We start from the raw sequence: 22,005 nt of genomic DNA, 5'->3' as shown, positions 1-22,005 counted from the left end.
ATATGGCGGTGTAGCTCAGCTGGCTAGAGCGTCCGGTTCATACCCGGGAGGTCGGGGGTTCGATCCCCTTCGCCGCTATAAAGATCTTGTTGGACCTTTAGCTCAGCTGGTTAGAGCTCTCGGCTCATAACCGAGTGGTCGTAGGTTCAAGTCCTACAAGGTCCATTTGAATAGTATGGAGGATTACCCAAGTCCGGCTGAAGGGAACGGTCTTGAAAACCGTCAGGCGTGTAAAAGCGTGCGTGGGTTCGAATCCCACATCCTCCTTTTCATTAACGCGGGATGGAGCAGCTCGGTAGCTCGTCGGGCTCATAACCCGAAGGTCGTAGGTTCAAATCCTGCTCCCGCAATAAGGCTCGGTAGCTCAGTTGGTAGAGCAATGGATTGAAGCTCCATGTGTCGGCGGTTCGATTCCGTCTCGCGCCATTTTTATTAATAGTATGTATGCGGGTGTAGTTTAGTGGTAAAACTACAGCCTTCCAAGCTGTTGTCGCGAGTTCGATTCTCGTCACCCGCTTTGAACTTTGTTCAAATTACCAAGTTTTTAACTTGGGCGCGTAGCTCAGGTGGTTAGAGCGCACGCCTGATAAGCGTGAGGTCGGTGGTTCGAGTCCACTCGTGCCCATTAATTGGAGAATTACTCAAGAGGCTGAAGAGGACGGTTTGCTAAATCGTTAGGTCGGGTAACTGGCGCAAGGGTTCGAATCCCTTATTCTCCGTTTTAATGAGAGTTTATAACTCTTTTTTTAAAATTTTAGCTCTTTCTAACTATAGTTAGTTGAAGAAAAGCGGCTCTTTGTCAACTGTAGTGGGTTGAAGAAAAGCTAATATCTAGAAAGGACAAATTTCGTCCTTTCTTTTTTGATATTCAGAACGATGAAAATTCGCTTTTTGAAGTTTTCAAAGTTCCGAAAACCAAAGGCATTGCGCTTGATAAGTTTGATGAGATTATTGGTCGCTTCTAATTTGGCATTAGAATAGGGTAACTGAAGTGCATTGATGATTTTCTCTTTGTCCTTTAGAAAGGTTTTAAAGACAGTCTGAAAAAGAGGATGAACCTGATTCCGATTGTCCTCAATGAGTCCGAAAAATTTCTCTGGTTCTTTATTCTGAAAGTGAAAAAGCAAGAGCTGATAGAGGTCATAGTGGTGTTTCAAGTCTTCTGAATAACTCAGAAGCTTGTCTAGAATCTCTTTATTGATCAAGTGCATACGAAAGGTAGGGCGATAAAACGTTTATCGCTGAGTTTACGACTATCTTGTTGGATGAGCTTCCAGTAACGCTTGATAGCCTTGTATTCATAAGACTTTCGATCAAACTGATTCGTGATTTGGATACGTACACGACTTATAGCACGGCTCAAGTGTTGGACAATATGGAAACGATCTATAACGATTTTAGCATTTGGGAGTGAAACAGACTGGGAGACTGTTTCAGCCTGAGCTTAGAAATTCGAAAGCAAAGCTGTTTAGCCAAGTCATAGTAAAGGCTAAACATATCCATAGCAATGATTTTCACCTGACAACGAACAGCTCTATCGTAGCGAAGAAAGTGATTTCGAATGACAGCTTGTGTTCTTCCATCAAGAACAGTGATGATAGTGAGTTTGTCAAAATCTTGCGCAATAAAGCTCATCTCCATCTCCCGATTGAAACAGTCACTCCCCGGACTGTTTAAACGTCCCAGGACATAATCTCAGGAAGACGCGAAAAATCATGCTCAAAGTGAAAATCATTGAGTTTGCGAATGACAGTTGAAGTTGAGATGGAAAGCTGATGGGCAATATCGGTCATAGAATTCTTTTCAATTAACTTTTGCGCAATTTTTTGGTTGATAATACGAGAAATTTGATGATTCTTCTTGACGATAGAAGTCTCAACCACCATCATTTTAGAGCAATGATAGTACTTGAAACGACGTTTTCTAAGGAGAATTCTAGCAGGCATACCAGTCGTTTCAAGGTAAGGAATTTTAGAAGATTTTTGAAAGTCATATTTCTTCATTAGGCTTCCGCAATCAGGACAAGATGGGGCCTCATAGTCTAGTTTAGCGATGATTTCCTTGTGTGTATCCTTATTAATGATATCTATAATTTGAATATTAGGGTCTTTAATGTCTAGTAGTTTTGTGATAAAATGTAATTGTTCCATATGAATCTTTCTAATGATGGTTTGGTCGCTTTTCATTATAGATGATATGGGACTTTTTTTCTACAATAAAATAGGCTCCATAATATCCATAGGGGATTTAACCACTACAAATATTATAGAGCCCATATTATTTACCTTAAGGGAGAATCAGTTTGGTTCTCTCTTTTTTAGGTATCAGTAATTCATTTTATAAAATGATATTCTATTAAAATTATAGTATTGTTTTTTGTTCCTAGACTTTTTATTTATGTGACTATTAGTCCGTCTCGCTCCGTTAGGTACGAGACAAAAAAACCACCCGCTATGCGGGTGCGCGTCGAAGGTTATACCAAAAAAAACTCCGAACGCGATACAATAAAGGTGTTCAAGCCAATTGTAAAGCGAAAGGAGAAAAATATGGCACAAAAGGCACATAGTTTCTCGCACACAAAGTGGATGTGTTCTATCACATTGTGTTCACCCCTAAGTATAGACGAAAAGTCATCTATAATCAATATCGAAGTAGTTTAGGTGAAATATTTCATCGCTTGTGTAGTTATAAAGATGTTGAAATTATCGAGGGTCACTTAATGCCAGACCATGTACACATGTTAGTAAGTATTCCACCAAGGATAAGTGTTTCGAGTTTCATGGGTTATTTAAAAGGAAAAAATGCACTCATGATGTTTGACAAACACGCCAATCTCAAGTATAAGTTTGGGAATCGGCATTTCTGGGCGGAAGGTTATTATGTGAGTACGGTGGGACTCAATGAAGCCACAATTAAGAAATATATTCAAGAACAGGAAAAGCATGATATAACACTAGATAAATTGAGTGTAAAAGAATATGAGGATCCCTTTAGGGATAGTGGTAAGTAATATTAAAGCCTCTTTAAGAGGAAGTCAAGAGCAATAAGGCTTGAACAACGTGAAAGCCAGCGTCTTTAGGCGCTGGCTGGTAATTTGGGCTTATAGCCCTGGTACAGACCACCCGTTTGACGGGTGGTCATAATTAAATACTGTCGTGTAGGTATACACATTGAATTCAAGGGATTTTATAAATCTTACTAATTTTTAAGAAAGCAATAAAAAATTTTTTGGAGCAATGTATAATATATGTGCTTATGGGATGAAAATTTCTGGTCTTTTGATTTTAAATGAGTATTAATTTACGTTATCGTCTAAATTTGATATCACTTTGACGGAAAGGACTATAGATTCTTTTCTACCCGTGTTTTGTTGTGTAATGTTTCTTGATTCTTTTAAACAGAATTTTTTATGACATTTGTCATATTTTCTAGTGACAGAAGCTTCTACCTCCTCTGATTTCAAAAGACTATAATTGTAGTATGAAATGGAGGAAGAAGAGATGAAGAATAAAATGATTGTCGCAATGAGTTTAGTAGCAGCAGGAGTCATGACTTATCTCATGTTCTCAGGATTGGATGAAGATTTCTATCATTTTCCTTGGGAGCTATTTGCAGGATTTGGAATGATGTCTTGGATTGTTAGAGAAGGTTTGAAATTAGTCTCAGATGTGAAAAAGGAGTTTGAAAAATGAAAAAAGCGTTTCTCTATCTTTTTATTGGACTATCACTAGTGGTATGGTTGGTAGAAATGTTTACAGGTTGGTTTGATCAAGCCTTTCTTCACCAATTCATCCGTGGTGCCTGGGGACTAGGATTTATGATTGTTATCGCCTTTCCGATGGGAAAGGAGTGGCTGAAAGGAGAATATGATGAACATGATTAAGGTAGAAAGCCTAAATAAAAACATCAAGGGCAAGGCTATTTTGAAGGATATTTCCTTTGAGGTAGCTGAAGGTGAATGCGTCGCCTTGATTGGTCCCAATGGTGCTGGGAAGACCACACTCTTGGACTGTTTGCTTGGAGATAAACTGGTCACAAGCGGTCAAGTATCCATCCAAGGCTTGCCAGTGACGAGTTCTCAGTTAGACTACACAAGATCCTATCTCCCTCAAGAAAATGTCATCGTTCAGAAATTAAAGGTCAAAGAGTTGATTGCTTTCTTTCAAAAAATTTATCCAAATCACTTGAGTAACCAGGAAGTTGATCAACTATTGCAGTTTGACAAGCAACAAAAAGAGCAATTCGCAGAAAAATTGTCAGGTGGTCAAAAGCGTCTTTTCTCTTTCGTCTTGACCTTGATTGGGCGACCAAAGCTTGTCTTTTTAGATGAGCCTACTGCGTCCATGGATACCTCAACTCGTCAACGTTTTTGGGAAATTGTTCGGGACCTAAAAGCGCAAGGAGTCACCATTCTCTATTCGTCTCATTATATTGAAGAGGTAGAGCATACAGCTGACCGGATTTTGGTTTTAAATAAGGGAGAGTTGATTCGTGATACGACGCCTCTAGCTATGCGTAGTGAGGAGATTGAAAAGCATTTTATCCTTCCTCTAGCTTACAAGGAAGTCGTTGAGAAGTCAGTCTTGGTTGAAAACTGGGTACAAAAACAAGATGCCTTACAAGTAGTCACACGCGAAGCGGATGCTTTCTGGGAACTGTTAGTTCAAGCGGGATGTAACATACAAGAAATTGAAGTCAATAATCGTAGTTTGTTGGATACAATCTTTGAAGAAACACAAAAGGGAGATGACTAAGATGAAACGATGGATCGCACTAAACAAGATAGAATTTCTATTGACCAAACGACAATTAGTCTATTATTTGTTATCAGTAGGTATGCCGACAGCCTTCTATTTATTCTTTTCAGGCATGTACCAGGACACACCCGGTGGACCAGCTAATTTTATGCGCGACTACCTCATCTCCATGACGGCTTTTTCCATGATGTCGACAGCCATGTTTTCATTTCCAGCTGTCTTACATACCGATAAAATCAACAACTGGCAGAAAACATTGCGCCATACCCCTGTAAATATGGTAGAATATTATCTATCAAAGATAACAAGTATGATGGTTGATTATTTGGTCTCAATCCTGGTTGTTTTCTCAGTTGGGCACTTGCTCAGAGGTGTGGATATGCCTCTAGGAAGCTGGATTGGGGCTGCGTTCTTGCTGATAGTAGGAAGTGTTGCCTTTGTAGCGCTTGGATTGACCTTGACACTCTTACCTTCTAGTCAGCTGATGTCTGTCGTGGGCAATCTTCTCTATCTAGGCTTGGCTGTTTTAGGTGGGCTCTGGATGCCTATCTCTTTATTTCCAGACTGGATGCAAGCAGTCGGTAAGTGTCTTCCAACATATCAGTTGATGGAATTGCTCAAGACATTTTTAAATGAAGGTGGAATCAATCTATCAGCCACAGTTTATCTACTTGTTTTTTCAGCAGTTTTATTTGGTTTGACTATTTACCTTCAAGGTCATAAGGAGAATGCTTAATGCTTGAAAGACTGAAAAGCATACACTATATGTTTTGGGCCAGTTTAATTTTTATGATTTTCCCCATCCTACCTGTAGTGACTGGGTGGCTTTCTGCCTGGCATTTATTGGTTGATATTCTATTTGTAGTGGCGTATTTGGGTGTTTTAACAACTAAGAGCCAGCGCCTATCTTGGCTATATTGGGGCCTCATGCTGACTTATGTAGTTGGGAATACTGCCTTTGTTGCTGTTAATTATATCTGGTTTTTCTTTTTCCTATCCAATCTCTTAAGTTATCATTTCAGCGTAGGTGGTTTAAAGTCTTTACATGTCTGGACTTTTCTTCTTGCTCAAGTCCTTGTTGTGGGCCAACTGTTGATTTTTCAGAGAATCGAAGTTGAGTATCTATTCTATCTACTTGTAATTCTTGCTTTTGTCGATTTAATGACTTTTGGCTTGGTTCGGATTCGGATTGTGGAGGATTTGAAAGAAGCGCAGGCTAAGCAAAATGCCCAGATAAATCTATTGCTTGCTGAAAATGAACGCAGTCGTATCGGTCAAGATTTGCATGATAGCTTGGGACATACCTTTGCTATGTTGAGTGTCAAGACAGATTTAGCCTTGCAGTTATTTCAGATGGAGGCTTATCCACAGGTGGAAAAGGAATTAAAAGAAATTCACCAGATAAGCAAGGATTCCATGAATGAAGTGCGAACCATTGTGGAAAATCTGAAATCACGGACCTTAGCATCAGAACTTGAAACTGTCAAAAAGATGCTAGAGATTGCTGGAATTGAGGTGGAAACGGCTAATCAACTAGATACCGCTAGCCTTACTCAGGAATTGGAGTCAACGGCTTCCATGATTTTGCTTGAGTTAGTGACCAATATCATCAAGCATGCTAAAGCGTCTAAAGTCTACTTAAAATTAGAACGGACAGAGAAAGAACTCATTCTAACAGTGAGAGATGATGGCTGTGGCTTTACTTCTATAAAGGGGGATGACCTCCATACAGTTCGAGATCGTGTTCTTCCATTTTCGGGAGAGGTAAATGTGATTAGTCAGAAACAACCGACAGAAGTTCAGGTTCGACTACCTTATAAGGAGAGAAAGTAGATGAAAGTATTAGTCGCAGAAGATCAAAGTATGTTGCGAGATGCAATGTGCCAGTTGCTCACGCTTCAACCGGATGTAGAGTCTGTCTTTCAAGCCAAGAATGGGCAAGAAGCAATCCAACTATTTGAAAAGGAGTCTGTAGATATTGCCATCCTTGACGTAGAAATGCCTGTTAAGACAGGTCTTGAAGTCTTGGAGTGGATACGAGCAGAAAATCTAGAAACAAAGGTGGTTGTGGTGACGACCTTCAAGCGTCCTGGGTATTTTGAACGTGCGGTTAAGGCTGGAGTAGATGCTTATGTCTTGAAAGAAAGAAGGATTGCAGATCTCATGCATACCTTGCACACTGTCCTCGAAGGAGGCAAGGAGTATTCGCCTGAATTGATGGAAGTGGTGATGACGCATCCCAATCCGTTGACAGAACAAGAAATCGCAGTTTTAAAGGGAATTGCTCAGGGCTTCTCTAACCAAGAAATTGCAGACAAACTCTATCTATCTAACGGAACAGTCCGAAACTATGTCACCAATATTCTTTCAAAACTAGATGCAGGTAATCGAACAGAGGCAGCTAATATCGCGAAAGAATCTGGTTGGTTGTGATACTATCATAACGCGAAAACCATTATGTGTTAAAATTGAAGTTATTAAATCAAACAATTTTGTAACTAGAGGAGGGCTTAGTTTCCTCCTTTTTGTTTCGTCTAATACTCTTCGAAAATATCTTCAAACCACGTCAGCTTCACCTTGGATCATATATGTGACTGACTTTGTCAGTCTTATCTACAACCCCAAAGCAGTGCTTTGAGCAGCCTGCTGCTAGCTTTCTAGTTTGCTCTTTGATTTTCATTGAGTATAAGGTGGTACCAAAGAGCTAAAATTAACAATAAAAAAAGAAAAATATCTTGACAACCAAGGGAAAATTTTGTTACAATAATAGACGGTACTTTTTACTTTTGGTCTCTCAAGAGTGTACAGGGACGTGCTGACAAATGTTGCAAAAGTACACACAGATGATAGCTGTCACCAAGTGTATCATCACCAAAAATAAAAAAACACAGGAGAATGTAGATGCCTACAATTAACCAATTGGTTCGCAAACCGCGTAAATCAAAAGTAGAAAAATCTAAATCACCAGCTTTGAACGTTGGTTACAACAGTCATAAAAAAGTTCAAACAAACGTTTCTTCACCACAAAAACGTGGTGTTGCAACTCGTGTTGGAACAATGACACCTAAAAAACCTAACTCAGCCCTTCGTAAATTCGCTCGTGTACGTTTGAGCAACCTTATCGAAGTTACTGCCTACATCCCAGGTATCGGACACAACTTGCAAGAGCACAGCGTGGTGCTTCTTCGTGGTGGACGTGTAAAAGACCTTCCAGGGGTACGTTACCATATCGTCCGTGGTGCACTTGATACTGCAGGTGTTAACGATCGTAAACAAGGCCGTTCTAAATACGGTACTAAACGTCCAAAAGCATAAGGAAAGGGGATAAAGAGAAATGAGTCGTAAAAATAGAGCTCCAAAACGTGACGTATTGCCAGATCCGCTTTACAATTCACAACTAGTTACTCGTCTTATCAACCGCGTTATGCTTGATGGTAAAAGTGGTACAGCTGCTTCAATCGTTTACGGTGCTTTTGAGCAAATCAAAGAAGCTACTGGAAACGATGCACTTGAAGTATTTGAAACAGCTATGGAAAACATCATGCCTGTACTTGAAGTACGTGCACGTCGTGTTGGTGGTTCTAACTACCAAGTCCCAGTTGAAGTTCGTCCAGAACGTCGTACAACACTTGGACTTCGTTGGTTGGTAACAATCGCTCGTCTTCGTGGTGAACACACAATGCAAGATCGTCTTGCAAAAGAAATCTTGGATGCTGCTAACAACACAGGTGCAGCTGTTAAGAAACGTGAAGACACTCACCGTATGGCTGAAGCTAACCGTGCATTCGCACACTTCCGTTGGTAAAATCATGATGCTAGGAACGGTAAGGATGCAAGGTGAAAATAGGAAACTGACGCAGTATTCGACGAATACAAGGAAGTTTATCTTTTTCACACAGCATCCCGTTCCGGCTCAAATCGGCTAATTAACTTTAGCCCGAGTTCAATTTAACTTGTAAATCTACAAGTCGAAACCAACAATAGCATGAAAACATTGAGAACGGGTAGGTCCTGCCTATCCGTTTTTATTAAAATCGTGTTATAATAGAATAGAAATCAAAAATAAATAGGAGAAACAAACCTCATGGCACGCGAATTTTCACTTGAAAAAACTCGTAATATCGGTATCATGGCTCACGTCGATGCTGGTAAAACAACAACTACTGAGCGTATTCTTTACTACACTGGTAAAATCCACAAAATCGGTGAAACTCACGAAGGTGCGTCACAAATGGACTGGATGGAGCAAGAGCAAGAACGTGGTATCACTATCACATCTGCTGCGACAACAGCTCAATGGAACAACCACCGCGTAAACATCATCGACACACCAGGACACGTGGACTTCACAATCGAAGTACAACGTTCTCTTCGTGTATTGGATGGTGCTGTTACCGTTCTTGACTCACAATCAGGTGTTGAGCCTCAAACTGAAACAGTTTGGCGTCAAGCAACTGAGTACGGAGTTCCACGTATCGTATTTGCCAACAAAATGGACAAAATCGGTGCTGACTTCCTTTACTCTGTAAGCACACTTCACGATCGTCTTCAAGCAAATGCACACCCAATCCAATTGCCAATCGGTTCTGAAGATGACTTCCGTGGTATCATCGACTTGATCAAGATGAAAGCTGAAATCTATACTAACGACCTTGGTACAGATATCCTTGAAGAAGATATTCCAGCTGAATACCTTGACCAAGCTCAAGAATACCGTGAAAAATTGGTTGAAGCAGTTGCTGAAACTGACGAAGAATTGATGATGAAATACCTCGAAGGTGAAGAAATCACTAACGAAGAATTGAAAGCTGGTATCCGTAAAGCGACTATCAACGTTGAATTCTTCCCAGTATTGTGTGGTTCTGCCTTCAAAAACAAAGGTGTTCAATTGATGCTTGATGCAGTTATTGACTACCTTCCAAGCCCACTTGATATCCCAGCTATCAAAGGTATTAACCCAGATACAGACGCTGAAGAAACTCGTCCAGCATCTGACGAAGAGCCATTTGCAGCTCTTGCCTTCAAGATCATGACTGACCCATTCGTAGGTCGTTTGACATTCTTCCGTGTTTACTCAGGTGTTCTTCAATCAGGTTCATACGTATTGAACACTTCTAAAGGTAAACGTGAACGTATCGGACGTATCCTTCAAATGCACGCTAACAGCCGTCAAGAAATTGACACTGTTTACTCAGGTGATATCGCTGCTGCCGTTGGTTTGAAAGATACTACAACTGGTGACTCATTGACAGATGAAAAAGCTAAAATCATCCTTGAGTCAATCAACGTTCCAGAACCAGTTATCCAATTGATGGTTGAGCCAAAATCTAAAGCTGACCAAGACAAGATGGGTATCGCCCTTCAAAAATTGGCTGAAGAAGATCCAACGTTCCGCGTTGAAACAAACGTTGAAACTGGTGAAACAGTTATCTCTGGTATGGGTGAGCTTCACCTTGACGTCCTTGTTGACCGTATGCGTCGTGAGTTCAAAGTTGAAGCGAACGTAGGTGCTCCTCAAGTATCTTACCGTGAAACATTCCGCGCTTCTACTCAAGCACGTGGATTCTTCAAACGTCAGTCTGGTGGTAAAGGTCAATTCGGTGATGTATGGATTGAATTTACTCCAAACGAAGAAGGTAAAGGATTCGAATTCGAAAACGCAATCGTCGGTGGTGTGGTTCCTCGTGAATTTATCCCAGCGGTTGAAAAAGGTTTGGTAGAATCTATGGCTAACGGTGTTCTTGCAGGTTACCCAATGGTTGACGTTAAAGCTAAGCTTTACGATGGTTCATACCACGATGTCGACTCATCTGAAACTGCCTTCAAGATTGCGGCTTCACTTGCCCTTAAAGAAGCTGCTAAATCAGCGCAACCAGCTATCCTTGAGCCAATGATGCTTGTAACAATCACTGTTCCAGAAGAAAACCTTGGTGATGTTATGGGTCACGTAACTGCTCGTCGTGGACGTGTAGATGGTATGGAAGCACATGGTAACAGCCAAATCGTTCGTGCTTACGTTCCACTTGCTGAAATGTTCGGTTACGCAACAGTTCTTCGTTCTGCATCTCAAGGACGTGGTACATTCATGATGGTATTTGACCACTACGAAGATGTACCTAAGTCAGTACAAGAAGAAATCATTAAGAAAAACAAAGGTGAAGACTAATCAGTCCTCACTCTAGGAGGAAGTCACTTAGTGGCTTCCTTTTGTCTTTAGAAAACACCTCTAAGTATGGTAAAATAGTAGGAGAATAATGTGAGGAAAATGAATGTCAAATAGTTTTGAAATTTTGATGAATCAATTGGGGATGCCTGCTGAAATGAGACAGGCTCCTGCTTTAGCACAGGCCGATATTGAGCGAGTTGTGGTTCATAAAATTAGTAAGGTATGGGAGTTTCATTTCGTATTTTCTAATATTTTACCGATTGAAATTTTTTTAGAATTAAAGAAAGGTTTGAGGGAAGAATTTTCTAAGACAGGGAATAAAGCTATTTTCGAAATCAAGGTTCTGTCTCAAGAATTTTCAAACCAACTCTTGCAGTCCTACTATAGGGAGGCTTTCTCTGAGGGGCCATGTGCTAGTCAAGGTTTTAAGTCCCTTTATCAGAATTTGCGAGTTCGTGCGGAGGGCAATCAACTATTTATTGAAGGCTCTGAGGCGATTGATAAGGAACATTTTAAGAAGAATCATCTTCCTAATTTAGCTAAACAACTTGAAAAATTTGGCTTTCCTACTTTTAACTGTCAAGTCGAGAAGAATGATGTCCTGACCCAAGAGCAGGAAGAGGCCTTTCATGCTGAAAATGAGCAGATTGTTCAAGCAGCCAATGAGGAAGCGCTCCGTGCTATGGAACAACTGGAACAGATGTCACCTCCTCCAGCGGAAGAGAAACCAGCCTTTGATTTTCAAGCGAAAAAAGCTGTAGCTAAACCAAAGCTGGATAAGGCAGAGATTACTCCTATGATTGAAGTGACGACGGAGGAAAATCGTTTGGTCTTTGAAGGGGTTGTTTTTGATGTGGAGCAAAAAGTGACCAGAACAGGGCGTGTTTTGATCAACTTTAAAATGACGGACTACACTTCCAGTTTTTCTATGCAAAAGTGGGTTAAGAATGAGGAAGAGGCGCAGAAATTTGATCTAATCAAGAAAAATTCTTGGCTCCGAGTTCGTGGGAATGTGGAGATGAATAACTTCACACGCGATTTGACTATGAACGTGCAGGATGTACAGGAAGTTGTTCACTATGAGCGGAAGGATTTGATGCCAGAAGGTGAGCGTCGGGTTGAGTTTCATGCTCATACTAATATGTCTACCATGGATGCTCTACCAGAGGTCGAAGAAATCGTTGCGACAGCTGCTAAGTGGGGACACAAGGCGGTTGCCATCACGGATCATGGAAATGTCCAGTCCTTCCCACACGGCTATAAGGCGGCTAAGAAAGCGGGAATTCAGCTAATCTATGGAATGGAAGCCAATATCGTGGAGGACCGTGTCCCTATCGTCTATAACGAAGTGGAGATGGACTTGTCAGAAGCGACCTATGTGGTTTTTGACGTGGAAACGACGGGTCTTTCAGCTATCTATAATGATTTGATTCAGGTTGCGGCCTCTAAGATGTATAAGGGGAATGTTATTGCTGAATTTGATGAATTTATCAATCCTGGGCATCCCTTGTCAGCTTTTACTACTGAGTTGACTGGAATTACAGATGATCATGTCAAAAATGCCAAACCACTGGAACAAGTTTTGCAAGAATTCCAAGAATTCTGCAAGGATACGGTCCTAGTTGCCCACAATGCGACCTTTGACGTTGGCTTTATGAATGCCAATTATGAGCGTCATGGTCTGCCAAAAATTAGTCAACCAGTTATCGATACGCTCGAATTCGCAAGAAACCTCTATCCTGAGTATAAACGTCATGGTTTGGGACCTTTGACCAAGCGTTTTGGTGTGGCCTTGGAACATCACCACATGGCCAACTACGATGCGGAAGCTACTGGTCGCCTGCTTTTTATCTTTATCAAAGAAGTGGCAGAGAAACATGGAGTGACCGATCTAGCTAGACTAAACATTGATTTGATTAGTCCAGATTCTTATAAAAAAGCTCGGATTAAGCATGCGACCATTTATGTCAAGAATCAGGTAGGTCTAAAAAATATCTTTAAGCTAGTTTCTTTGTCCAATACTAAGTACTTTGAAGGGGTGCCACGAATTCCGAGAACAGTTCTAGATGCCCATCGGGAAGGTTTGATTTTAGGTTCAGCTTGCTCTGAAGGTGAAGTTTTTGATGCGGTTGTTTCCCAAGGTGTGGATGCGGCGGTTGAGGTGGCCAAGTATTATGACTTTATCGAGGTCATGCCCCCAGCTATCTATGCTCCCTTGATTGCAAAGGAGCAGGTCAAGGATATGGAGGAACTCCAGACCATTATCAAGAGTTTGATTGAGGTTGGGGACCGTCTTGGCAAACCCGTTCTGGCTACTGGAAATGTCCACTATATCGAACCGGAAGAAGAGATTTACCGTGAAATTATCGTCCGTAGTTTGGGACAGGGGGCTATGATTAACCGAACCATCGGTCACGGTGAACATGCCCAACCAGCTCCTCTTCCCAAGGCTCATTTTAGAACGACCAATGAGATGTTGGATGAATTTGCTTTCTTGGGAGAGGAATTAGCTCGCAAATTGGTTATTGAAAACACCAATGCCTTGGCAGATATCTTTGAACCTGTTGAGGTTGTTAAGGGGGACTTGTATACGCCTTTCATCGACAAGGCTGAAGAAACAGTTGCCGAGTTGACCTATAAGAAAGCTTTTGAGATTTATGGAAATCCGCTGCCAGATATCGTTGATTTGCGGATTGAAAAAGAACTAACCTCTATTCTGGGAAATGGATTTGCTGTGATTTATCTGGCATCGCAGATGCTAGTGCAACGTTCCAATGAACGGGGCTACTTGGTTGGTTCTCGTGGATCTGTCGGTTCCAGTTTCGTTGCGACCATGATTGGGATTACGGAGGTTAATCCTCTCTCTCCGCACTATGTCTGTGGTCAGTGTCAGTACAGTGAGTTTATCACGGATGGATCTTACGGTTCAGGTTTTGATATGCCCAATAAGGACTGTCCAAACTGCGGTCACAAACTCAGTAAAAATGGCCAGGATATTCCGTTCGAAACCTTCCTTGGTTTTGATGGAGATAAGGTTCCCGATATTGACTTGAACTTCTCGGGAGAAGACCAGCCTAGCGCTCACTTGGATGTGCGTGATATCTTTGGTGAGGAATATGCCTTTCGTGCGGGAACGGTTGGTACGGTGGCTGCTAAGACTGCCTATGGATTTGTCAAGGGCTATGAGAGAGATTATGGCAAGTTTTATCGTGATGCAGAGGTGGAACGTCTTGCCCAAGGTGCTGCTGGTGTCAAGCGGACAACAGGACAACACCCGGGAGGAATCGTTGTTATTCCGAACTACATGGATGTTTACGACTTTACGCCTGTTCAGTATCCAGCGGATGACGTGACGGCTGAATGGCAGACGACTCACTTTAACTTCCATGATATCGACGAGAACGTCCTCAAACTTGATGTACTGGGACATGATGATCCGACCATGATTCGAAAACTTCAGGACTTGTCTGGGATTGACCCTAATGAAATTCCTATGGATGACGAAGGCGTGATGGCACTCTTTTCTGGGACGGATGTGTTAGGGGTAACACCTGAGCAAATCGGGACGCCTACGGGGATGTTGGGGATTCCAGAGTTTGGAACCAACTTTGTCCGAGGTATGGTCGATGAAACCCATCCGACAACTTTTGCGGAGTTGCTTCAGTTGTCAGGATTGTCCCATGGTACCGACGTTTGGCTGGGCAATGCTCAAGATCTGATTAAGCAAGGAATAGCAGACCTATCGACTGTTATCGGTTGTCGAGACGACATCATGGTTTACCTCATGCATGCTGGTCTGGAACCTAAGATGGCCTTTACCATCATGGAACGGGTACGTAAAGGCTTGTGGCTCAAGATTTCCGAAGAGGAGCGAAATAGCTACATCGAAGCCATGAAGGCTAATAAGGTGCCAGAGTGGTATATCGAGTCCTGTGGGAAAATTAAGTACATGTTTCCTAAAGCCCATGCGGCAGCCTACGTTATGATGGCCTTGCGTGTGGCCTACTTCAAGGTTCACCATCCCATTTATTATTACTGTGCTTACTTCTCAATCCGTGCTAAGGCTTTTGACATCAAGACCATGGGAGCGGGCTTGGATGCTATCAAGCATAGAATGGAAGAAATCTCTGAAAAACGGAAGAACAATGAAGCCTCTAATGTGGAAATTGATCTCTATACAACTCTTGAGATTGTCAATGAGATGTGGGAACGAGGTTTCAAGTTTGGAAAACTCGATCTCTACCGTAGTCAGGCGACAGAGTTCCTTATCGATGGGGATACCCTCATTCCGCCATTTGTAGCAATGGATGGTCTGGGAGAGAACGTTGCTAAGCAGTTAGTTCGAGCGCGTGAAGAGGGAGAATTCCTGTCTAAAACAGAACTACGCAAACGTGGTGGGCTCTCATCAACATTGGTTGAAAAGATGGATGAGATGGGGATTCTGGGCAATATGCCAGAGGATAACCAGTTGAGTTTGTTTGATGAGTTGTTTTAAAAAAATTGTTTAATAATCTATCCAAAGAGGCTAATGTATATCCAATAGATTTACATTAGCTCTCTTTTTTGTTAAACTAATAGTAGAAAGAGGGTGAGAGTATGTCAAAGACGAGTATGAGCATCCGTTTGGATAGTGAGGTGAAGGAGCAGGCCCAACAGGTATTTAATAATCTGGGAATGGATATGACGACTGCCATCAATATTTTCCTTCGTCAGGCTATTCAATATCAGGGATTACCTTTTGATGTTAGATTAGACGAAAATCGAAAGTTGCTTGAGGTATTAACGGATTTAGACCAAAATCGTAATATGAGCCAATCCTTTGAATCAGTCTCTGACTTGATGGAGGATTTGCGTGCTTAAGATTCGTTACCATAAACAGTTTAAAAAAGATTTTAAGTTGGCTATGAAGCGTGGTTTGAAGGCAGAATTATTAGAAGAAGTTTTGAATTTTCTGGTTCAAGAAAAAGAACTTCCTGCTAGATATCGTGATCATCAATTGACGGCATCCAAGCATTTTCAAGGAGTTCGTGAATGCCATATCCAGCCAGATTGGCTTTTGGTTTATAAAGTAGACAAGGAAAAATTGCTTTTAAACTTGCTGAGGACAGGCGGTCATAGTGATTTATTTTAATCTATTTTAAGGAGTTCAGGATGAAACTAAGAATATTCGCGGAAGATAAGCCGGCTGAGAAGGTATTTGAATATCAATTAGAACTTGCTGATCAGACAATTCTTCTATCGACAGCACTCTTGTCTGGCGCTATTGCTTTAGCAGGATTATTTTCTGCTTTGAATAAAAACTAAAAAATATAGAAAAGAGAAAACAGAATGGTTTTACCAAATTTTAAAGAAAATCTAGAAAAATATGCGAAATTGTTGGTTGCGAATGGAATTAACGTGCAATCTGGTCACACTTTGGCTCTCTCTATCGATGTGGAGCAACGTGAGTTGGCGCATCTAATCGTAAAGGAAGCTTATGCCTTGGGTGCGCATGAGGTTATCGTTCAGTGGACAGATGATGTTATTAACCGTGAGAAATTCCTTCACGCGCCGATGGAGCGTCTGGACAATGTGCCTGAATACAAGATTGCTGAGATGAACTATCTTTTGGAGAACAAGGCTAGTCGTCTTGGAGTTCGTTCATCTGATCCGGGTGCCTTGAATGGAGTGGATGCTGACAAGCTTTCGGCTTCTGCTAAAGCTATGGGACTTGCCATGAAGCCAATGCGTATCGCAACTCAATCCAACAAGGTTAGTTGGACTGTGGCAGCCGCTGCTGGACTTGAGTGGGCTAAGAAAGTTTTTCCAAATGCTGCGAGCGACGAAGAAGCAGTTGATCTCCTTTGGGACCAAATCTTTAAAACTTGCCGTGTCTACGAAGAAGATCCGGTTAAGGCTTGGGAAGAGCATGCAGCTATCCTTAAGAGTAAAGCTGATATGCTCAATAAAGAACAATTTTCAGCCCTTCACTACACAGCGCCAGGAACAGATTTGACACTTGGTTTGCCAAAGAACCACGTTTGGGAATCAGCTGGGGCTATCAATGCACAGGGCGAAGGATTCTTGCCAAATATGCCGACAGAGGAAGTTTTCACAGCGCCTGACTTCCGTCGTGCAGATGGTTATGTAACCTCTACAAAACCACTTAGCTACAACGGAAATATCATCGAAGGCATTAAAGTAACCTTCAAGGATGGTCAGATTGTTGATATTACAGCTGAAAAAGGCGATCAGGTCATGAAAGCCCTTGTCTTTGAAAATGCTGGCGCGCGTGCCTTGGGAGAATGTGCCTTGGTACCAGATCCAAGTCCAATTTCTCAGTCAGGCATTACCTTCTTTAACACTCTTTTCGATGAAAATGCTTCAAATCACCTGGCTATCGGCGCAGCCTATGCGACTAGCGTCGTTGGTGGTGCAGAGATGAGTGAAGAAGAGCTTGAAGTTGCGGGGCTTAACCGTTCAGATGTGCACGTGGACTTTATGATTGGGTCTAGTCAAATGGATATCGATGGTATCCGTGAGGATGGAACACGTGTGCCTCTCTTCCGTAACGGAGATTGGGCAAATTAACAAAAATATCCCAAAAGCAAATTGAATTGTAAGTATGCTTTTGGGATATTTATTTATAAAAGTTTATTAGACTTTGAACGATTACATTTCCAACAGAGAGTTTGAAGATTGTCAGGTGTTGAAAGTCCTCCTTTTGATACAGGGACAATATGGTCTATCTCAAGTAACAGGAGAGATTGTTCAGCTGTAGAGGCAGCACAGATTTGACAAGTATAGTGGTCTCTTTCTTTTATTTGGGTTCGAAGTTTATTTGTCATCAGTGCTCGTTGAGCTTGAGCAGTTTGTTTTGATTTTATTTTCTTTGCAATATACTCTGCTGTTGCTTCAACCGTTTCACCGTTAAACAGAATTGTAGTTTTCTGAGAACTATTTCCTCCCGCACTCACGTATTCAAAAATATAAGAAGTGTAATCGACCTTTATATCTGGTAGGTGGATATCTAACTCTTTCATTAAATCTTTAGAAAAGTACTTTAAAATAAATTTTGGAGGATTAAAGTCTGTTTTTATTTGTTCCTCTCGTTGATAAAGATTATCAATTGTGTTTTCCATTCGAGAGATATTCTCTCCGATTTCTTCAAGCTGTTTCAAGCTTTCTTCGGTTGCAGTTATTCCAAAATACTTACAGAGATAATGTATAGGTTCTTCAGATGCACGTCGCACAACTTGTAGAGAAGTTGAATAAACGTTACTTTGATTTAAAGTTTTCTTATGTTTATCTCGTTTATAGTCATGTTGGCTAGTATTTTCAAAGTGAGCTAAATGTGCATGTTTCCCAGTAATATCCTTTACAATAAATTGATTTTTATTTGGGATATCTTTTACATATTCTGAAATTTCATTAAACTCAATAATAGTATCTGCAATTTTTTGTTTTTGTTCTAGAAAACCTGGACTTTTAAAATATCTTATTTTTCTAATATGTAAAGATATACCATAAATGAGGAATAAGCAAAGTGCAATTAGAATAAATGGAAGAATCTTTAAAAATAAAGCTATTACTACAAAAATAAGAAATAAATAGATTAACCACATATAGATGTTTCCTTTTAAACGAAGTATATTTATACTATACCATAAAATTGATAATAGTTCAGCTAATAAAATGTTAGTTATGTACAACAATAATTTCCATGATATAATAGTTCTATGAGATTAGATAAATTTTTAGTTACCTGCGCTGTAGGGAGTCGGACAGAGGTCAAAAACATGCTCAAGGCTGGGCGCGTGACGGTAAATGGTAAAAAAGAAAAATCAGCTAAATTGCAGATTGATGAAGAAATAGATGAGATTCGCTTTGATGGGCAAGTGTTGGAGTATGAAGAGTTTGTCTACTACATGATGAACAAGCCCAAAGGAGTTATCTCAGCGACTGAGGATCCCAAGCACAGAACCGTTCTGGACTTGCTGGATGATATTGCTCGGAGCAAGGAAGTTTTCCCAGTAGGACGCTTGGATATTGACACGCATGGTCTTTTACTCTTGACCAATGACGGCAAGCTTGCCCATGCTCTTCTTTCACCCAAGCGTCATGTGGATAAGACGTATCTGGCTCAGGTCAAGGGAATTATGACCCAAGAAGATGCGGAGACATTTGCTGAGGGTATTCCTCTCAAAGACTTTACTTGTCAGCCTGCTAGACTGGAGCTTGTGTCTGTAGATACAAAAAAGAATCAAAGCCAAATCCGTGTGACCATTGCAGAAGGGAAGTTTCATCAGGTCAAGCGTATGGTGGGCTATTGCGGCAAGGAAGTAGTAGACTTGCAACGTTTGACTATGGGAACTTTAGTATTGGATGAGAACTTGCAGCGAGGAGAATGGCGTCGCTTGACCAAGGAAGAGTTAGAAGCTCTCCTTGCGAATATTGCTTAATTTGATTTATATTCGAAAAGGTGAGGAAGAATATCCTTGCCTTTTATATTTTTCAGTTGCTTCCTTTGTGAAAAGAGTTATAATAGACTGTAGAATAAAAGGAGGAATCTATGAACGTGATTCAAGAATCATTTACTGATAAACTATTTGCTAACTATGAAGCAAATGTTAAATACCAAGCGATTGAAAATGCTGCCAGCCACAACGGAATTTTTGCAGCTCTAGAACGTCGCCAAAGCCATGTAGACAATACCCCTGTTTTCTCATTGGATTTGACCAAGGACAAGGTAACTAACCAGAAAGCGTCTGGTCGTTGCTGGATGTTTGCGGCTCTCAACACCTTCCGCCACAAACTCATTTCACAATACAAATTGGAAAACTTTGAGTTGTCACAGGCCCACACTTTCTTCTGGGACAAGTATGAGAAATCAAACTGGTTCTTGGAGCAAGTCATTGCGACTGCAGACCAAGACTTGACCAGCCGTAAGGTTAAATTCCTACTCCAAACACCACAACAAGACGGAGGTCAGTGGGATATGGTGGTGTCTCTCTTTGAGAAATACGGTGTCGTGCCTAAGTCGGTTTACCCTGAATCTGTTTCATCTAGCAGTAGTCGTGAGCTAAATGCCATTCTCAACAAATTGCTTCGTCAAGATGCTCAAATCTTGCGTGACTTGCTCGCTTCTGGTGCAGACCAAGCGACTGTTCAATCTAAGAAAGAAGACCTCTTGCAAGAAATCTTTAATTTTCTTGCTATGTCTTTAGGACTTCCACCACGTAAATTTGACTTTTCTTATCGCGATAAAGATAACAACTACCAAAGCGAAAAGGCTATCACACCACAGGAATTTTACAAGAAATATGTCAATCTCCCACTAGAAGATTACGTTTCTGTTATCAATGCCCCAACTGCTGACAAGCCTTACGGCCAATCTTACACAGTTGAGATGTTGGGGAATGTGGTTGGTAGCCGTGCGGTTCGTTACATCAATGTACCGATGGAACGCTTGAAAGAATTAGCGATTGCCCAAATGCAAGCAGGTGAGACTGTTTGGTTTGGATCAGATGTCGGTCAACTCAGCAATCGTAAAGCTGGGATCCTTGCGACAGATGTTTATGACTTTGAATCAAGCATGGACATTAAACTCACTCAAGACAAGGCTGGACGTTTGGATTACAGTGAGAGCTTGATGACCCACGCCATGGTCTTGACAGGTGTGGATTTGGATGAAAATGGCAAGTCAACCAAGTGGAAGGTTGAAAACTCATGGGGAGACAAGGTTGGTACAGATGGTTACTTTGTTGCTTCAGATGCTTGGATGGACGAATACACTTATCAAATTGTTGTTCGTAAGGAATTACTAACAGCAGAAGAACTAGCTGCCTATGAAGCAGAACCAATCGTCCTTGCACCATGGGATCCAATGGGTGCCTTGGCATAATAAATGAGATATAAAAAGAACGGTTCTATAATTTTTAGGGTTGATGGAAATTTTCCACCAACCCTATTTTAGTGTATACAAAAAGGCCAACATCCATTATATTAAAAGCGCTGAAACCTAAAACAAAAGAATGATGACCATATGAACAATATACTAGAAGCTACACTACAAATCAAAGATAAAAACATTATTTGGGATAATAATGTTCAAGAGAAGATATTAAAAAATAGAAAATCTTTATTTTATTCAGCTACATATACGCATAAACCAGAATTTTGTGCCGTTTGTGGGTGCGTTAGCCAAAATAACAATATAGTTAAAAACGGGACGAAAACTTCTCGTATCACTCTCTGTTCTGTTTCAGGCCTTCCAGCCTACTTAAATCTACGAAATCAGAGATTTCTCTGTAGAGAATGTGGTTCTTCATTTACTGCAGATACTAGTCGAATTGTAGAAAAATACTGTCATATCTCGAAACGATTAAAAAATGAAATTAAGACAAAAATAAGTGAAACAGTATCTGAAACATATATTGCCAAAGAAACAAATGTTTCAATTCATACCGTTAGACGTATCATATATGATACAGCACGATTATTAACGATTAAACCATTACATGATTTACCTGAGCATTTGTGTTTTGATGAATTTAAATCTGTTAAATCTTCCGATTGCAATATGAGCTTCATTATTTTTGATAGCACTACACACAAGTTGGTCGATGTTGTACGAGATAGAAAATCTTACAGTTTGAAACAATATTTTTATCGTTTTGAGCCTAAGACTAGATTAAAGGTGAAAACTATCTCCATCGATATGTACTTGCCATACATTCAATTAATAAAAGAAATGTTTCCTAACGCAAAAATTATCATTGATCCTTTTCACATTGTACAAGCCTTGAATAGAGAATTAAATAGAACTCGGGTACGTATCATGAATCAGCATCGTTATAAAAATCCTAAATTATATCGAAAGTTAAAATATTATTGGAAGTTAATTTTAAAGAACTCTAATGAACTTCAGAACTATAAATATAATCGTTATAAGCTTTTTGAAAGCTTCATAACAAGTAAAGGAATCGTAGATTATATCTTAGAAAAAAATCCATCTCTTAAAAATGATTATGAGGTTGTACATTCACTTCGTGAATGTATACAGGATAGAGATTATATAGAATTCAAGGAAACGATTGAAGC

Annotated in this window: 18 protein-coding genes, 8 tRNA genes and 2 pseudogenes; 26 read left to right on the top strand and 2 right to left on the bottom strand. The window is 40.6% G+C overall.

What is annotated here, in order from left to right; all coding sequences use genetic code 11:
* Positions 1 to 4: 4 nt before the first annotated feature.
* From SMIDD28_RS02985 to SMIDD28_RS02950, 8 genes are all read left to right on the top strand, one after another.
* A tRNA-Met gene (locus SMIDD28_RS02985) sits at positions 5 to 78 on the top strand.
* A 13-nt stretch (positions 79 to 91) separates the two neighbouring features.
* Positions 92 to 165, top strand: a tRNA-Ile gene (locus SMIDD28_RS02980).
* A gap of 12 nt (positions 166 to 177) precedes the next feature.
* Positions 178 to 267, top strand: a tRNA-Ser gene (locus tag SMIDD28_RS02975).
* 9 nt (positions 268 to 276) lie between these two features.
* Positions 277 to 350, top strand: a tRNA-Met gene (locus SMIDD28_RS02970).
* 3 nt (positions 351 to 353) lie between these two features.
* Positions 354 to 426: transfer RNA gene (locus SMIDD28_RS02965), tRNA-Phe, on the top strand.
* 20 nt (positions 427 to 446) lie between these two features.
* A tRNA-Gly gene (locus SMIDD28_RS02960) sits at positions 447 to 517 on the top strand.
* Positions 518 to 551: 34 nt separating this feature from the next.
* Positions 552 to 625: transfer RNA gene (locus SMIDD28_RS02955), tRNA-Ile, on the top strand.
* Positions 626 to 631: 6 nt separating this feature from the next.
* Positions 632 to 719: transfer RNA gene (locus tag SMIDD28_RS02950), tRNA-Ser, on the top strand.
* Between the two features lie 105 nt (positions 720 to 824).
* Here SMIDD28_RS02950 and SMIDD28_RS12390 read toward each other — a convergent pair.
* Positions 825 to 2,150, bottom strand: a pseudogene (locus tag SMIDD28_RS12390) (ISL3 family transposase).
* Between the two features lie 396 nt (positions 2,151 to 2,546).
* Between SMIDD28_RS12390 and tnpA the strand changes: the two are divergent.
* The 15 genes and pseudogenes from tnpA (at position 2,547) to SMIDD28_RS02855 (ending at position 17,493) form a co-directional block, all read left to right on the top strand.
* Positions 2,547 to 3,010, top strand: a pseudogene (tnpA, locus tag SMIDD28_RS02925) (IS200/IS605 family transposase).
* Between the two features lie 475 nt (positions 3,011 to 3,485).
* On the top strand, positions 3,486 to 3,692 hold the full coding sequence (locus tag SMIDD28_RS02920; RefSeq protein WP_061424552.1) for a hypothetical protein: 207 nt from the start codon (positions 3,486 to 3,488) through the stop codon (positions 3,690 to 3,692).
* Positions 3,689 to 3,883 carry a hypothetical protein gene (locus SMIDD28_RS02915; RefSeq protein WP_061424550.1) on the top strand — a complete coding sequence of 65 codons (195 nt, stop codon included), beginning with the start codon at positions 3,689 to 3,691 and terminating at the stop codon, positions 3,881 to 3,883. The genes SMIDD28_RS02920 and SMIDD28_RS02915 overlap by 4 nt, the downstream gene beginning before the upstream one ends.
* Complete coding sequence (locus tag SMIDD28_RS02910; protein WP_061424545.1) at positions 3,870 to 4,754, top strand: ABC transporter ATP-binding protein; 885 nt, start codon at positions 3,870 to 3,872, stop codon at positions 4,752 to 4,754. The genes SMIDD28_RS02915 and SMIDD28_RS02910 overlap by 14 nt, the downstream gene beginning before the upstream one ends.
* A gap of 1 nt (position 4,755) precedes the next feature.
* Positions 4,756 to 5,493, top strand: coding sequence for an ABC transporter permease (locus SMIDD28_RS02905; RefSeq protein ID WP_061424543.1), 738 nt, complete (start codon positions 4,756 to 4,758; stop codon positions 5,491 to 5,493).
* On the top strand, positions 5,493 to 6,590 hold the full coding sequence (locus SMIDD28_RS02900) for a sensor histidine kinase (protein ID WP_061424541.1): 1,098 nt from the start codon (positions 5,493 to 5,495) through the stop codon (positions 6,588 to 6,590). The genes SMIDD28_RS02905 and SMIDD28_RS02900 overlap by 1 nt, the downstream gene beginning before the upstream one ends.
* Complete coding sequence (locus SMIDD28_RS02895) at positions 6,591 to 7,190, top strand: response regulator transcription factor (RefSeq protein ID WP_061424538.1); 600 nt, start codon at positions 6,591 to 6,593, stop codon at positions 7,188 to 7,190.
* A gap of 468 nt (positions 7,191 to 7,658) precedes the next feature.
* Positions 7,659 to 8,072, top strand: coding sequence for a 30S ribosomal protein S12 (gene rpsL / locus SMIDD28_RS02890; RefSeq protein ID WP_001142332.1), 414 nt, complete (start codon positions 7,659 to 7,661; stop codon positions 8,070 to 8,072).
* 19 nt (positions 8,073 to 8,091) lie between these two features.
* A complete protein-coding gene (rpsG, locus tag SMIDD28_RS02885; RefSeq protein WP_061424536.1) occupies positions 8,092 to 8,562 on the top strand; it encodes a 30S ribosomal protein S7 in 471 nt (156 codons plus the stop codon).
* 279 nt (positions 8,563 to 8,841) lie between these two features.
* The gene (fusA, locus tag SMIDD28_RS02880; RefSeq protein ID WP_000090354.1) at positions 8,842 to 10,923 is read left to right on the top strand and encodes an elongation factor G; all 2,082 of its coding nucleotides are present in this window, start codon (positions 8,842 to 8,844) and stop codon (positions 10,921 to 10,923) included.
* Between the two features lie 103 nt (positions 10,924 to 11,026).
* Positions 11,027 to 15,418, top strand: coding sequence for a PolC-type DNA polymerase III (locus SMIDD28_RS02875; RefSeq protein WP_061424534.1), 4,392 nt, complete (start codon positions 11,027 to 11,029; stop codon positions 15,416 to 15,418).
* Between the two features lie 101 nt (positions 15,419 to 15,519).
* Positions 15,520 to 15,783: a type II toxin-antitoxin system RelB/DinJ family antitoxin gene (locus tag SMIDD28_RS02870; protein ID WP_000047859.1), complete on the top strand. Its 264-nt coding sequence runs from the start codon at positions 15,520 to 15,522 to the stop codon at positions 15,781 to 15,783.
* Positions 15,776 to 16,054, top strand: a complete 279-nt coding sequence (locus tag SMIDD28_RS02865) for a type II toxin-antitoxin system RelE/ParE family toxin (RefSeq protein WP_061424532.1) — start codon at positions 15,776 to 15,778, stop codon at positions 16,052 to 16,054. Before SMIDD28_RS02870 ends, SMIDD28_RS02865 begins: the two co-directional genes overlap by 8 nt.
* Before the next feature lie 20 nt (positions 16,055 to 16,074).
* Positions 16,075 to 16,227: a hypothetical protein gene (locus SMIDD28_RS02860; RefSeq protein ID WP_061424530.1), complete on the top strand. Its 153-nt coding sequence runs from the start codon at positions 16,075 to 16,077 to the stop codon at positions 16,225 to 16,227.
* A 24-nt stretch (positions 16,228 to 16,251) separates the two neighbouring features.
* On the top strand, positions 16,252 to 17,493 hold the full coding sequence (locus SMIDD28_RS02855) for an aminopeptidase (protein ID WP_061424528.1): 1,242 nt from the start codon (positions 16,252 to 16,254) through the stop codon (positions 17,491 to 17,493).
* Between the two features lie 53 nt (positions 17,494 to 17,546).
* Here SMIDD28_RS02855 and SMIDD28_RS02850 read toward each other — a convergent pair whose 3' ends face one another.
* Positions 17,547 to 18,527, bottom strand: a complete 981-nt coding sequence (locus SMIDD28_RS02850) for an HNH endonuclease (protein WP_061424526.1) — start codon at positions 18,525 to 18,527, stop codon at positions 17,547 to 17,549.
* A gap of 114 nt (positions 18,528 to 18,641) precedes the next feature.
* On the opposite strand from SMIDD28_RS02850, the gene SMIDD28_RS02845 reads away from it, so the two are divergent.
* The 3 genes from SMIDD28_RS02845 to SMIDD28_RS02830 form a co-directional block, all read left to right on the top strand.
* Complete coding sequence (locus SMIDD28_RS02845; RefSeq protein WP_061424525.1) at positions 18,642 to 19,364, top strand: pseudouridine synthase; 723 nt, start codon at positions 18,642 to 18,644, stop codon at positions 19,362 to 19,364.
* 110 nt (positions 19,365 to 19,474) lie between these two features.
* Positions 19,475 to 20,806: an aminopeptidase C gene (gene pepC / locus SMIDD28_RS02835; protein ID WP_061424523.1), complete on the top strand. Its 1,332-nt coding sequence runs from the start codon at positions 19,475 to 19,477 to the stop codon at positions 20,804 to 20,806.
* A gap of 141 nt (positions 20,807 to 20,947) precedes the next feature.
* The coding region (locus SMIDD28_RS02830; RefSeq protein ID WP_061424592.1) for an ISL3 family transposase at positions 20,948 to 22,005 on the top strand (1,058 nt) is incomplete at its 3' end.

The organism is Streptococcus mitis, assembly GCF_001579045.1.
Taxonomy (GTDB): Bacteria; Bacillota; Bacilli; order Lactobacillales; family Streptococcaceae; genus Streptococcus; species Streptococcus mitis_D.
This window is presented reverse-complemented; position numbering and strand designations above follow the sequence as displayed.

What these genes read in the sequence shown, in the direction of transcription:
- SMIDD28_RS02920 (WP_061424552.1), top strand. Translation starts at nt 3,486, where the DNA reads ATGGAGGAAGAAGAGATGAAGAATAAAATGATTGTCGCAATGAGTTTA.
- SMIDD28_RS02915 (WP_061424550.1), top strand. Translation starts at nt 3,689, where the DNA reads ATGAAAAAAGCGTTTCTCTATCTTTTTATTGGACTATCACTAGTGGTA.
- SMIDD28_RS02910 (WP_061424545.1), top strand. Translation starts at nt 3,870, where the DNA reads ATGAACATGATTAAGGTAGAAAGCCTAAATAAAAACATCAAGGGCAAG.
- SMIDD28_RS02905 (WP_061424543.1), top strand. Translation starts at nt 4,756, where the DNA reads ATGAAACGATGGATCGCACTAAACAAGATAGAATTTCTATTGACCAAA.
- SMIDD28_RS02900 (WP_061424541.1), top strand. Translation starts at nt 5,493, where the DNA reads ATGCTTGAAAGACTGAAAAGCATACACTATATGTTTTGGGCCAGTTTA.
- SMIDD28_RS02895 (WP_061424538.1), top strand. Translation starts at nt 6,591, where the DNA reads ATGAAAGTATTAGTCGCAGAAGATCAAAGTATGTTGCGAGATGCAATG.
- rpsL (WP_001142332.1), top strand. Translation starts at nt 7,659, where the DNA reads ATGCCTACAATTAACCAATTGGTTCGCAAACCGCGTAAATCAAAAGTA.
- rpsG (WP_061424536.1), top strand. Translation starts at nt 8,092, where the DNA reads ATGAGTCGTAAAAATAGAGCTCCAAAACGTGACGTATTGCCAGATCCG.
- fusA (WP_000090354.1), top strand. Translation starts at nt 8,842, where the DNA reads ATGGCACGCGAATTTTCACTTGAAAAAACTCGTAATATCGGTATCATG.
- SMIDD28_RS02875 (WP_061424534.1), top strand. Translation starts at nt 11,027, where the DNA reads ATGTCAAATAGTTTTGAAATTTTGATGAATCAATTGGGGATGCCTGCT.
- SMIDD28_RS02870 (WP_000047859.1), top strand. Translation starts at nt 15,520, where the DNA reads ATGTCAAAGACGAGTATGAGCATCCGTTTGGATAGTGAGGTGAAGGAG.
- SMIDD28_RS02860 (WP_061424530.1), top strand. Translation starts at nt 16,075, where the DNA reads ATGAAACTAAGAATATTCGCGGAAGATAAGCCGGCTGAGAAGGTATTT.
- SMIDD28_RS02855 (WP_061424528.1), top strand. Translation starts at nt 16,252, where the DNA reads ATGGTTTTACCAAATTTTAAAGAAAATCTAGAAAAATATGCGAAATTG.
- SMIDD28_RS02850 (WP_061424526.1), bottom strand. Translation starts at nt 18,527, where the DNA reads ATGTGGTTAATCTATTTATTTCTTATTTTTGTAGTAATAGCTTTATTT.
- SMIDD28_RS02845 (WP_061424525.1), top strand. Translation starts at nt 18,642, where the DNA reads ATGAGATTAGATAAATTTTTAGTTACCTGCGCTGTAGGGAGTCGGACA.
- pepC (WP_061424523.1), top strand. Translation starts at nt 19,475, where the DNA reads ATGAACGTGATTCAAGAATCATTTACTGATAAACTATTTGCTAACTAT.